Source organism: Blautia sp. RTP21359st1_E11_RTP21359_211015, assembly GCF_040910705.1.
GTDB classification, from domain to species: domain Bacteria; phylum Bacillota; class Clostridia; order Lachnospirales; family Lachnospiraceae; genus Blautia_A; species Blautia_A fusiformis.
This window is the reverse complement of record NZ_JBDGAB010000007.1, coordinates 90,371-101,717: the sequence shown is the minus strand read 5'-3', so window position 1 is coordinate 101,717 and position 11,347 is coordinate 90,371. Positions and strand designations below refer to the sequence as shown.

Genomic DNA, 11,347 nt, shown 5'->3' with positions numbered 1-11,347 from the left:
AAAGCGGACGGAAAACATTCTGGTGTTTTATCAAAAATTGCCCTATTACGATCCGCAGTTTGAACAGGGCAAGCCCTATAAGAAAATTTCCCGGACAGGGGACAACAGCCCCAACTATGGAAAATTCCTGCGTTCCAGCAGTGGATCAGAGGATGGCCTGCGTTTCCCCGGAAACCTGCTGGCCTTTTCTTCCGTACAGCGTACCATCCACCCAACGCAGAAGCCCGTGGAGTTGTGCGAGTATCTCATCAGAACCTATACCCGGCCCGGGGAGGTGGTGGCAGACATCTGCGCTGGCTCCGGCACGACTGCTGTGGCTGCTGTCAATACGGGCCGCCGCTTTGTATGCTTTGAAACCGCCCCGGCCTTTTACGCCCCGGCTACAGAACGCATCCGGCTGGCTACTGAGGCGGTCAAAGCCGGGCAGAAAGGAGTATGACTATCGGAAACTATTCTATCATTTACGCCGATCCCCCTTGGCAGTACCAGCGCAGTAAGGTACAGGGGGCGGCAGAAAACCATTATCCCACAATGGGGATTGACGAGCTGTGTGCGCTCCCGGTGGCTGATCTGGCCGCCCCGGACAGCGCACTTTTTTTGTGGGTGACTTTCCCCCAGCTCCCGGAGGCCCTGCGGCTCATAGAGGCGTGGGGCTTCCGCTATAAGTCTGTGGCCTTTGTCTGGCTGAAAAAGAATAAAAAGGCAGACAGTTGGTTTTATGGCCTTGGCTTCTGGACGAGGGGAAATGCGGAGATCTGCCTGCTGGCTACTAGGGGCCATCCCAAACGGCAGGCGGCAAATATCCATCAGTTTATCATTTCCCCGATTGAAGCCCACAGCAAAAAGCCGGACGAGGCCCGGGAAAAGATCGTGGCCCTTATGGGCGACCTGCCCCGGGTGGAGCTCTTTGCCAGACAGTCCCCGCCCGGCTGGGAGGTGTGGGGAAATGAAGTGAAAAGCACGATCCCGGACTTTGGGACAAAGTGTCCCGAGGTTAAAGGGGCCGGAAAGGAGGCTGATCCATGCCCTATGTGAATGTACCCAACGACCTGTCAAAAGTAAAAACCAAAATGGCCCTAAACCTTACCAAGCGCCAGCTCATCTGTTTTAGCTGTGCGGCGGCGGTAGGCATCCCGTCCTATCTGCTGGCCCGGGGCTCTATCGGTAATACCGGGGCCATGTTCCTTATGTTGGCCGTGATGCTCCCGGCGTTTCTTCTGGCCATGTATGAAAAAGACGGGCTCCCGGCGGAAAAGGTGCTGAAAAACATCATACGGGCCCGGTTTCTGCGGCCCGGAGTCAGGCCCTATCAGACACAAAACATTTACGCCCCCTTTGCCGGACGGGGCGCTGTGAGAAAGGAGGATGCGATTGCGAAAGGCAAATCAAACCAGCGGAAGAAAAACCGCAAAGGCTAAAAACAGGGCGGCCCTGTCCGCCCAGCAGACGATCCCCTATGTGGCGATGCACCCGGACGGGGTATGCAAGCTCCCCGGCGGGCTCTACACAAAGACCGTGGAATATGAGGACATCAATTATTCCGTGGCATCCACCGAGGATCAGACTGCAATCTTTGGCGGCTGGAGCTCATTTCTCAACTACTTTGACAGCTCCCTGCCGTTCCAGCTTTCCTTTATCAACCGCCGCTCCCACTCCCGGAGCCGCTATAAGGTAAACATTCCCCAGGTGGATGATGATTTTAACAGCGTCCGGGAGGAATTTACCGGGATGCTGAAAAACCAGATCGCCCGGTCTAACAACGGGATTGAACGCTCCAAGTACATTACTTTCGGCATCCCAGCCGGAGGGATCGTGGAGGCCCGGCCCCGTCTGGAGCGTGTGGAGGCCGATGTGATGGGCAACTTTAAGCGGCTGGGTGTTCCCTGTGAACCGATGGACGGGCGGGCAAGGCTGGCCCTGCTTCACAGCCAGATGCATCCGGGCAACCGGGAACCGTTCCGCTTTTCATGGAAGGACATCCCGCAGACGGGGCTCGGCACCAAGGACTATATCGCCCCGGACAGCTTTGACTTCCGGCACTCCCGCCTGTTCCGGGTGGGCCAGTATTGGGGCGCTGTTTCCTACTTGCAGATTTTAGCGTCTGAGCTCTCGGATAAACTGCTGGCGGAAATTCTGGAGCTGGATGCGGAAATGACCGTAACCCTCCATATCCAGACGGTGGATCAGCTAAAGGCTATCAAAACCATCAAGGGAAAAATCTCCGACATCGGAAAAATGAAGGTGGAGGAACAGCGGAAGGCTGTCCGGGCCGGGTACGATCCCGACATTCTCCCGCCCGACCTCATTACCTTTTCCAAGGATGCGGCGGAGCTTCTTGCTGACCTCCAGTCCCGCAACGAGAGAATGTTCCTTTTGACTTTTACGGTAGTCAATATGGCCCCTACCCGCCAGCGGCTGGAAAACGATGTGTTTACCGTGGGCGGCATCGCACAGAAATACAACTGCGCCCTCAAGCGGCTGGACTGGCAACAGGAGCAGGGCTTTGTGTCCTCGCTGGCTCTCGGCTACAACGAAGTGGAGATCCAGCGTGGTATGACAACCAGCTCCACGGCAATTTTTATCCCCTTTATGACAAGGGAGCTGCGGATGGACGGGCAGGCCCTCTACTATGGCATGAACGCCCTTTCCCACAATGTCATTATGGCTGACCGCAAAAAGCTGAAGTCGGCCAACGGAATGTACCTCGGCTCTACGGGCTCGGGAAAATCCTTTGCGGCAAAGCGGGAACTGCTCAATGTCTTTCTGACCATCCCCCAGGATCGGATTATCATTGTTGATCCGATGGGCGAATATGCCCCGCTGGTTCGCAGGCTGGGCGGACAGGTGATCGAGATTGCCCCGGACAGCCCCCATCACCTAAACCCGATGGATGTGGAGCTTAACATGGCCGCCGGGGAGAGCCCTCTTTCCATGAAGGCGGACTTTCTTTTGTCCCTGTGCGAGCTGGTGGTAGGCGGAAAGGAAGGCTTACAGCCCATCGAAAAGACAGTTGTTGACCGCTGTGTGCGGCTGGTGTACCGGGAACAGGCCCTTGGGCTTGATACAGGAAAAACCCCGCTTTTGCAGGACTTGTATGAGGAGCTCTTAAAACAGCCGGAGCCCGAGGCCCGGCGTGTGGCAACTGCCCTTGAGCTCTACTGCACCGGCTCCCTCAACCTGTTTAACCATCCCACGAATGTGAAAACCGACAGCCGGGTGGTGTGTATCGTGCTGAAAAACATGGGAGAAAACCTCCGCAAGATCGCCATGCACATCACAAATGAATTTGTGTCCCAGGCGGTAGATACCAACTTCCGGGAGGGCGTGGCGACATGGTGCTATTTCGATGAGTTCCATGTCCTGCTCCGTGATCCGCTGACCGCCAGCTATTTTGTGGCGGTGTGGAAAATGCTGAGAAAGAAAGGCTGCGTTCCCAGCGCCCTCACGCAGAATGTGAAAGACCTTCTGGCCAGCCGGGAGATTGAGAACATTCTGGATAACACCGACTTTATGATTTTGCTCTCGCAGGCTCAGAGTGACCGGGCGATTTTGGCAAGACAGCTCGGTATTTCCGAGCATCAGCTTTCCTACATTACCCACTCTAATTCCGGCGAGGGCCTGCTGTTTTACGGGAATGTGACCATCCCGTTTGTGGATCGGTTCCCGAAGGGGGAAATCTATGACCTCTTAACCACCCGACCGGAGGATATGAAGAATGAAGCGAAAACCGAATAAACCACGCCCGGAGTCCCAAACGCATACGGAACCCGGAGGCGGAGCTGCCGAGCCCGGGGGCTCTGCTTTTGGGGCTGGCTCTGAACAGGAGCCCGGGGCGTCTGGCACTTCGGGACAAAGTGTCCCAAAGTCAAAATTTCGGCAGAAAAGCCAGCAGGAACAGGCGGCGGCATCCAAGCTCCGCATGGAAAAGCGGGGCGAAAAACGGGAAGCCGCCCGGGAAAAGCTGGCAAAGCAGAAGCCGCCCAAACAAAAAGGCCCGATCCGTAAGGCGGCGGGGGCCGCTGGATGGGGCGTTCACGGCTTTGTGCATGGCAAGCTCTACGAGGTGGAGCAGGAAAATGTAGGAACGGAAGGGGCCCACCGTTCGGAGCTTGCCGGGGAAGTTATCCTGCGGCATGGCTCCCGGTTTGTAAAGCGCAAAGTCCGGGAGCATCCGGCAAGGGCGGCCAGCCGGGCCGAGGCCAGGTATCAGAAAGCGGCGGCGGATTATCATTTCCACACCGCCGCACAGGAGCACCCGGAGCTTTCCAAAAACTATTTTACCCGGTACTGGCAGAAACAGCGGCTTAGAAGGCAATACCAGAAGCAGGCGAAGGAGGCCGCAAAACAGAGCGCAAAAGCCGCCGGGAAAACAGCCGCTGCCACGGAAAAGCTGACAGCCCGGGCCACCGGGTTTGTGAAGCGCCATCCAGTCGGATGCCTGCTGGCGCTGGCCTGTGTCCTTGTGATCGTCCTGCTCCAGTCCTGTTCGTCCTCGCTGGTGTCCATCGGCAACGCCGGAGCCGGGGCGCTGGGAGCCACCACTTACCCCTCTGCGGATGAGGCGATTTTAGGGGCGGAGGCGGCTTATGCCGGGCTGGAGGCAGAACTGCAAACCTACCTTGATACTTACGAAAGCACCCATGATTATGATGAGTACCACTTCGATCTGGACGAGATCGAACACGATCCCTATGTGCTCATTTCCCTGCTGTCGGCACTCCATGAGGGGGAATGGACGCTTTCACAGGTGGAGGGCTCCCTGCAAATGCTCTTTGACCGCCAGTATATTCTGACGGAGCGTGTGGAGGTGGAGACACGCTATGACAGCGACGATGAACCCTATTCGTGGTACATCTGCTATGTGACACTGGAAAACAAAAACCTGTCCCACCTGCCTGTTTCCTTGTTGAGCGAAGAACAGATGTCCCGGTATTCCATCTATATGTCCACCCTCGGCAACCGTCCCGACCTGTTTCCCGACTCTCCCTATGTGGACAAATACATTACCAACCCGCCAGAGGGCTATGAGGTTCCGGGGGAATATCTGGACGATGAAACATTCGCCGCTATTTTCTCGGAGGCAGAGAAATACATCGGCTATCCCTATGTGTGGGGCGGCTCCAGCCCGTCTACATCCTTTGACTGCTCCGGCTATGTGTCATGGGTGATCAATCATTCCGGCTGGAATGTGGGCCGCCTTGGGGCGCAGGGGCTTTACAACATCTGCACTCCGACCAGCTCCCCAAGGCCCGGTGACCTTGTGTTTTTCAAGGGAACCTATGATACCCCGGGCGTGAGCCACTGTGGGATTTATGTAGGCGATGGGCGGATGCTCCATTGTGGCGATCCCATCAGATATGCAAACTTAAATACAAGCTACTGGCAGTCTCATTTTTACGCCTACGGGCGTTTACCATGATTGGAGGTCATTTATGGCAACAGCAAAAAGCATGAAAATCCAGGCCGAGATTGATAAGGTCAAGGCCAAAATCAGCGAACAGCAGGCCCGGCTCAGGGAGCTGGAGCAGAAAAAGCTGGAGGCGGAAAACAGCGAGATCGTGGACATCGTGCGTGGCATGAGCATCCCCCTTGCGGAACTGCCCCTGCTGTTTGAAAAGCTGAAAGGCGGCGGGGCTTTGGGACAAAGTGTCCCGAAGTCCGAGGATGAGGAAAAGGAGGAAAACTGAATATGAAACGGTTTCGAGTTTTGACAGCGGTGCTTTGTGCCGCTGTTTTGTTATGCGGCTTTGGCGTTCCCGCCTATGCCTACGCAGGCGGCGAGGGCGAGGACTACGGCGATCCCACAATGGAAACCCCGGCCCCGGAGCCGACTATTACGCCGGGCGAGGGCTTTTCCGAGGAGGGAAACCTTGTAACCCGTGATCTGCTCTATGACGAGCACACCAACAAGCAGTTTATTACCGTCCAGACCAGCGGCGGCAATACCTTTTACATTGTCATTGATTATGACAAGCCTGTGGACGAGGAAGGCGAACAGTATGAAACCTACTTTTTCAGCATTGTGGATGAGGGGGATCTGCTGGCCGCAGCCGAGGCCGCTGGCGTGGAACAGGCGGTCTGCTCCTGTCCGGAGAAATGTGCGGCGGGGGCTGTCAATACCGACTGCCCGGTATGCTCTGTCAATATGGGGAAATGCGTAGGTGCAGAGCCGGAACCCGAGCCTGCCCCGGAGCCTGAGCCGGAACCCGAGAAGCCGGGCAACGCCGGGATGCTCCTTTTAGTGCTGGCTGTCATGGGCATCGGCGGCGGGGCCGCATGGTATTTCAAGATTTACCGTCCGAAACACCAGCAAGCTGACCAGACCGAGGAGGACGATGGCGGGGATTACTCGGACTATGACGAGTTTGAAGATGACGGCCCCCCGTGGGACGAGGAGGACGAAACCGAAGAAAAGGAGGAAATCAGATGAATTTTACCAGCAGTCCCTTTGAACGAATGATGAAAGAAAAACCCCGTCCCCAGGCTCCCACCGAGAACAGGCCGCCCAGGGGCTCCGCCTGTTGTGGCTGCTGTTACTGGCGGGGGATCGCCTGTGTGTCCTGCTACAAGGAGCTTTTGAAGGCCGGGGCTGGCGGGAGGTGATGGATTGTCCCGTGAACTGACACGCAAGGAAAAGACAGCGATCCGCTCTCTTGTGGTAACATGGTGCGCCAACTATGACCGGGAATACGGATGCCTGCCGCTGGATAGCGATTGCTATATGCTGGGTAAATGCTGGACGGGATCATACTGCCGCTATTTCCGGGAGTCCGTCCTGCCCCTTGATCCGGCGCTGGAAGTGGCCCTTATGAGCGAGGGCCCAAGGCCGGATTTTAAGATATGCCCGGTATGCGGCGGGCCTGTTCCCCCGGACAGGCGGCAGGCGTACTGCTCGGCGGCCTGTGCAAAGAAAGCCCACCGCCGCCAGCAACGGGAATATATGCGGAAAAAGCGGGGTGCATCCGTTGACAATTAGGGCCTGCAAAACCCCCTTATAGCAAGGCTTTCCGGGGCCGTTTCGTTGGCCTGCCGTATCATTCTACGGTCTGGCCCCGCTTGCCCCGATGCTGTCAACATCCATACAGCGGGACTTTGGGACAATTTGTCCCGAAGTACCCGCTTTCTGAGAGGAGGAATTATGCCGAAATATTACCCCATCAATGAGGAGGCCGTCCGGCGTGCCAAAAACGCCAACAGCTTTTCCGACTATGTTCCCGGCTCCGCTACCGCCGCTTACCGTGAAATGGTAGATCGGGCCTATGCCCTCGGGGAACAGCAGAAAGGGCGTGTCGATCACATGTACCACGAAAAGATTGACGGGCTCATAGATCGCTATGCCCGCAAGCTGGCGGAGAACATCAACCAAAGCAATCTCATAGACGCCCGTGTACCCTCCATCCTCATCGCCGGAGGCTCCAACTTCCCGGTGCGGAAAAAGGAAAAGCAGAACGCCGCCCGGGATAAGAACATGGGCGAATATATGCAGATCGAGGGCCTGCTGGATAAGGTGCGCTCAACAGGTATGGGCGGGATCAGCGCAGACGATGACCGGGCTGTGGAAAAGCTGGAGGCGAAGCTGGCAGGGCTGGAGGCCATGCAGAAGGAAATGAAAACCGTCAATGCCTACTACCGCAAGCATAAAACGCTGGAGGGCTGTCCCGTCCTGTCCGCCGAGGAAATCGGAAAGCTCCAGTCCTCTATGGCATCCGACTGGCGCAAAAATCCCGTACCCTATCCGTCCTATCTGCTTACCAACAACAACGCCAACATCCGCCGCACACGCCAGCGCATTGAGGATTTGAAAAGCCAGTCGGAATATGCGGGCTGGGCCTTTCCCGGGGGACGGGCGGAAATCAACGAAGGAGAAAACCGCTTGCAGCTCTTTTTTGAGGAAAAGCCATCGGAGGAACAGCGGCGGGAACTGAAAAGCAACGGTTTTAAGTGGGCTCCCAGCCAGGGAGCATGGCAGAGACAGCTTACGAAAAATGCCATCTATGCGGCGGGCCGGATGGAATTTTTGCGCCCGGAGGATGGGCAGAGCCCTTACCAGCTCCAGCCCTTTGCCCGGAAAACGGAAAAGGATATGACACGATGAAGGAGGTGTATTTGTGGACAAAAATCAAGGCTATTCCATTTTGAAGGCTGTGATGCTGGAAAATGGCAGGGGCTTTGCGCTGGGGCATCATCCCACAGCTCCATCCCCCTATGTCACATGGGCCTGTTACGATGATAAGAACGGCCAGCGGCAGTATGAATGGGGACATTACGGCAACGATCTGGCCGCTATGGAACAGGATTTTTCAGACCGGGTAAAGGACTATCAGCGGCTTTACTATGTGGGGATCGTGCAGACCGAGACCCCCGGCCTTTACAAATATTACTCTACCCAGCGGCCTGTGGACATCGGGACATTCCCCAAACCGCCCCACAATGCCCCGGATGAGATCGTCAACTATGACCGCCGCATCCCGGTGGAGGGCGGCGCATTTCTGGCATGGGGGCATCTGACTTATACAAGACCGCTGACCGAAAAGGAGGCGTCTGACTATGAGCTCCGTCCTGCCCCCGTCATTTCTGAATTATCCCGAAAAAACGATGACAGGCCCCTCTCGATTGCCCAGCAGATGAAAGAGGCCGGAGCTCTGGCCGAAGCCAGCCAGGGCGATCCCATCCATAAGAAAAAGGCCCCCGACCGGGGCGACCGATAGGAGGATTTGTATGGAAGAAAGATATAACCCGATGAAAAGTGCGGAGATCGCCACCGAGCACAATTACAATATGCTGGACGGTGTTCTCAATAACCAGGCCCCACCCCCGGAGGAAAAGGAGCTGGATAAGGTTAAGGAACCGCCCCACAAGCGCCGGAGCCGGGAACGGGAGGAACGATGACAAAGAAACGCCGCCGCCCGATCCATCTCCATGTGATGGTGTCCGAGGAGGAGCAGGCCCTTATTCAACAACGCATGGCCGAGTCGGGCATCCGCAATATGGGGGCCTATATGCGGAAAATGGCCCTCAATGGCTATGTGCTCCATGTTGACCTCTCGCCCGTCCGGGAGTTGGTATCGCTCCAGCGGCGGTGCTCAAACAACCTCAATCAAGTGGCGATCCAGGCCAACACCTACGGCGGGATTTACCCCGAGGAGATCGCCGCTTTGCAACGGGACTATGCCGCCCTGTGGGGGCCGCTGTCCGATCTGCTGAAAAAGCTCTCCGCATTGGTGGAGCTCTGATCCTGCCGGGGAGTGGCGTATGCCGCTCCCCGGTTTTCACTACTTCGGGACAATTTGTCCCGAGGTGCTGAAAGCCGGAGGCATCCTTGTTGTCCCTCCCGGACAGAGGTATAATTATCATGTAAGGAACCATAAACCACACTTTTCAAGGAGGTATCAAGCGATGCGGATCATTCTGAAACTTTTAGCGGCCCCCTTTGTTCTGGCCCTCACGCTCCTTGTGGCAGTATTGAATTTTGCTTTTTCCTTTGCGTCATGGGTGTTCTGCGCCCTGTCCTTTCTCTGTCTGATCGGAGCTCTGTTTGCTTTATTCACGGGGGATCGCTGGGGCATACAGGGGCTTGTGATCGCCTTTGCTGTTTCGCCCTTTGGCCTGCCCGCTGTGGCGGAGTGGCTCATTGACAAGCTGGACAGTCTCAACTACTCGCTAAAGAGTTTTATCACAGGATAACGCTTTGGGACAATTTGTCCCGAAGTCCCCTGCGGCGGCTGGACGGACAGCCGCCGTTTTCTTTTGGAAGGAGGTGTACTCACGGCTACAACTTATATCCGGCCCTACAAGGTGGTGGCTGGGAAAGGCGCTGTCCAGACAATGGAGGAACGCTTTGACTATGGGCTTAATCCGAAAAAGCTGGGAGCCCTGTCCTCATACCTCTGCGATCCGGCCACGGCTCCCGCTGAGTTTCTGCTGGTAAAGAGCCAGTACCAGGCGGAAACAGGCCGGGCCGTAGAGCGTGGAGCCCTGTTTTTTCAAATCCGGCAGGCGTTCCCGCCCGGCGAAGTGACAGCGGAGGAGGCCAACCAGATCGGCTATGAAACAGCCATGCGCTGGACGAAGGGAAAGTATCAGTTTTTTGTCTGCACCCACACAGACAAGGGCCACCTCCACAATCACATTTATTTTAATTCAACGGCCTTTGACCGCTCTCGGAAGTTCCATAATTTTATCGGCTCCAGCTTTGCCCTGCGGCGGCTCTCTGACCGGGTGTGCGTTGAGCATGACCTCTCTGTGATCCAAAATCCAAAACAGCACAGCAAGGGCCGGTATCTCCATTATGGCCAGTGGATTGGGGAAAAACCGCCCTCTGCAAAACAGCGGGTGCGGCTGGCCATCGTGGAGTCCCTGCAAAAACAGCCCGCCGATTTTCCGGCGTTTCTGAGGCTTATGGAGGAGTCCGGCTTTCTGGTAAAGCATGGCCGTGGCGGTGTGATCTCCTTCCTTGCTCCCGGGCAGGATAAGCCCACCCGCCTACGGGCATCCACCCTCGGGGATGGTTTTGATCCCGAGGACATCCGGGCTGTGATTGCCGGGGAGCGTCCGCTCCCGGAGCTCCCGCAGGAGGCTCCGGCTCCTGCCCGGCGTGTTAATCTGATTATAGACATTCAAGAGCGCATGGCACAGGGCAAGGGCCCGGCCTATGAACGGTGGGCCAAGGTTTACAATCTGAAACAGATGGCTGCTGCGCTCCAGTACCTGCGGGAAAATGATTTGATGGACTATGAGGCGCTGGCGGCCAGTACAGAAAAGGCAGTAGAGCGTTTTCACACGCTGTCCGAGGAATTGCGGCAAACGGAGGCGGAGCTGGAAAAGACCTTCGGGCTCATGGCGGCTACTGTGGACTACGCAAAAACTCGGCCTGTGTTTGACGGTTACAAGGCGGCCCGGTACAGTAAAAAATATCTGTCGGAGCATGAGGCGGAGCTTGCCGCTTACCGGGCGGCCCGGGTCACTATGAATGAGCTTTTGGACGGTGCAAAATTGCCAAAGATGGCGGATATGAAAAAGTCCCGCCAGGAATTGGCGGGAAAGAAAAAAGCCCTCTATGCGGAATACCGCAAGGCCCAGGCGGATATGCGGCAGGCTGTGGCGGTCAAAGCGAACATAGATCATCTGCTCGGCGTGACAGACGGGCGGGAAAATAAGGCCCAGGAGCGATAGCGACAGGCCGCAGACAACAGGCGCATAGCGCCGGAACTTTGGGACAATTTGTCCCGAAGTCCAGCGGGTTTGGGGAGCTCCCCAACAAGCATTTTTGCGGGCCTGCGGCCAGCAAAAATTTCGGAGTGTGGCCACACCCGAATTGCTTGCCATTTAGCGGCACCCCCGAAAAGCC

General features: G+C 56.5%; 14 protein-coding genes. All 14 read left to right on the top strand.

Annotated features, from left to right (window positions below; all coding sequences use genetic code 11):
- A partial coding sequence (locus tag AB5026_RS04355; protein WP_368212825.1) for a DNA methyltransferase occupies window positions 1–439 on the top strand: 439 nt, incomplete at its 5' end.
- Window positions 436–1,035 carry an MT-A70 family methyltransferase gene (locus AB5026_RS04350; RefSeq protein ID WP_368212824.1) on the top strand — a complete coding sequence of 200 codons (600 nt, stop codon included), beginning with the start codon at window positions 436–438 and terminating at the stop codon, window positions 1,033–1,035. The genes AB5026_RS04355 and AB5026_RS04350, both read left to right, overlap by 4 nt.
- Entirely contained in the window at window positions 1,023–1,418 is a 396-nt protein-coding gene (locus tag AB5026_RS04345; RefSeq protein ID WP_195522540.1) for a PrgI family protein, read from the top strand. Before AB5026_RS04350 ends, AB5026_RS04345 begins: the two co-directional genes overlap by 13 nt.
- Window positions 1,366–3,735, top strand: a complete 2,370-nt coding sequence (locus AB5026_RS04340; protein WP_217296193.1) for a VirB4-like conjugal transfer ATPase, CD1110 family — start codon at window positions 1,366–1,368, stop codon at window positions 3,733–3,735. The genes AB5026_RS04345 and AB5026_RS04340 overlap by 53 nt, the downstream gene beginning before the upstream one ends.
- Entirely contained in the window at window positions 3,716–5,419 is a 1,704-nt protein-coding gene (locus AB5026_RS04335) for a C40 family peptidase (RefSeq protein WP_368212821.1), read from the top strand. The genes AB5026_RS04340 and AB5026_RS04335 overlap by 20 nt, the downstream gene beginning before the upstream one ends.
- Before the next feature lie 13 nt (window positions 5,420–5,432).
- Window positions 5,433–5,687, top strand: a complete 255-nt coding sequence (locus AB5026_RS04330; protein WP_005933616.1) for a DUF4315 family protein — start codon at window positions 5,433–5,435, stop codon at window positions 5,685–5,687.
- Between the two features lie 2 nt (window positions 5,688–5,689).
- Window positions 5,690–6,430 (top strand): DUF4366 domain-containing protein, encoded by a 741-nt coding sequence (locus AB5026_RS04325; RefSeq protein WP_368212820.1) that lies wholly within the window; start codon window positions 5,690–5,692, stop codon window positions 6,428–6,430.
- Between the two features lie 177 nt (window positions 6,431–6,607).
- Window positions 6,608–6,976 carry a cysteine-rich VLP domain-containing protein gene (locus tag AB5026_RS04320; protein WP_005933611.1) on the top strand — a complete coding sequence of 123 codons (369 nt, stop codon included), beginning with the start codon at window positions 6,608–6,610 and terminating at the stop codon, window positions 6,974–6,976.
- Between the two features lie 162 nt (window positions 6,977–7,138).
- Complete coding sequence (locus tag AB5026_RS04315; protein WP_368212818.1) at window positions 7,139–8,095, top strand: hypothetical protein; 957 nt, start codon at window positions 7,139–7,141, stop codon at window positions 8,093–8,095.
- A gap of 13 nt (window positions 8,096–8,108) precedes the next feature.
- On the top strand, window positions 8,109–8,708 hold the full coding sequence (locus AB5026_RS04310) for a hypothetical protein (protein ID WP_368212816.1): 600 nt from the start codon (window positions 8,109–8,111) through the stop codon (window positions 8,706–8,708).
- Between the two features lie 10 nt (window positions 8,709–8,718).
- Window positions 8,719–8,889, top strand: coding sequence for a DUF4316 domain-containing protein (locus tag AB5026_RS04305; RefSeq protein ID WP_005933602.1), 171 nt, complete (start codon window positions 8,719–8,721; stop codon window positions 8,887–8,889).
- The gene (locus AB5026_RS04300; RefSeq protein WP_148355534.1) at window positions 8,886–9,233 is read left to right on the top strand and encodes a plasmid mobilization relaxosome protein MobC; all 348 of its coding nucleotides are present in this window, start codon (window positions 8,886–8,888) and stop codon (window positions 9,231–9,233) included. The genes AB5026_RS04305 and AB5026_RS04300 overlap by 4 nt, the downstream gene beginning before the upstream one ends.
- Window positions 9,234–9,396: 163 nt before the next feature.
- Window positions 9,397–9,684 carry a CD1845 family protein gene (locus tag AB5026_RS04295; protein ID WP_055246214.1) on the top strand — a complete coding sequence of 96 codons (288 nt, stop codon included), beginning with the start codon at window positions 9,397–9,399 and terminating at the stop codon, window positions 9,682–9,684.
- Between the two features lie 141 nt (window positions 9,685–9,825).
- Entirely contained in the window at window positions 9,826–11,172 is a 1,347-nt protein-coding gene (locus tag AB5026_RS04290; RefSeq protein ID WP_368212814.1) for a relaxase/mobilization nuclease domain-containing protein, read from the top strand.
- Window positions 11,173–11,347: the final 175 nt, after the last annotated feature.

What these genes read in the sequence shown, in the direction of transcription:
- AB5026_RS04345 (WP_195522540.1), top strand. Translation starts at nt 1,023, where the DNA reads ATGCCCTATGTGAATGTACCCAACGACCTGTCAAAAGTAAAAACCAAA.
- AB5026_RS04325 (WP_368212820.1), top strand. Translation starts at nt 5,690, where the DNA reads ATGAAACGGTTTCGAGTTTTGACAGCGGTGCTTTGTGCCGCTGTTTTG.
- AB5026_RS04295 (WP_055246214.1), top strand. Translation starts at nt 9,397, where the DNA reads ATGCGGATCATTCTGAAACTTTTAGCGGCCCCCTTTGTTCTGGCCCTC.
- AB5026_RS04340 (WP_217296193.1), top strand. Translation starts at nt 1,366, where the DNA reads ATGCGATTGCGAAAGGCAAATCAAACCAGCGGAAGAAAAACCGCAAAG.
- AB5026_RS04290 (WP_368212814.1), top strand. Translation starts at nt 9,826, where the DNA reads ATGGAGGAACGCTTTGACTATGGGCTTAATCCGAAAAAGCTGGGAGCC.
- AB5026_RS04335 (WP_368212821.1), top strand. Translation starts at nt 3,716, where the DNA reads ATGAAGCGAAAACCGAATAAACCACGCCCGGAGTCCCAAACGCATACG.
- AB5026_RS04305 (WP_005933602.1), top strand. Translation starts at nt 8,719, where the DNA reads ATGGAAGAAAGATATAACCCGATGAAAAGTGCGGAGATCGCCACCGAG.
- AB5026_RS04350 (WP_368212824.1), top strand. Translation starts at nt 436, where the DNA reads ATGACTATCGGAAACTATTCTATCATTTACGCCGATCCCCCTTGGCAG.
- AB5026_RS04315 (WP_368212818.1), top strand. Translation starts at nt 7,139, where the DNA reads ATGCCGAAATATTACCCCATCAATGAGGAGGCCGTCCGGCGTGCCAAA.
- AB5026_RS04300 (WP_148355534.1), top strand. Translation starts at nt 8,886, where the DNA reads ATGACAAAGAAACGCCGCCGCCCGATCCATCTCCATGTGATGGTGTCC.
- AB5026_RS04330 (WP_005933616.1), top strand. Translation starts at nt 5,433, where the DNA reads ATGGCAACAGCAAAAAGCATGAAAATCCAGGCCGAGATTGATAAGGTC.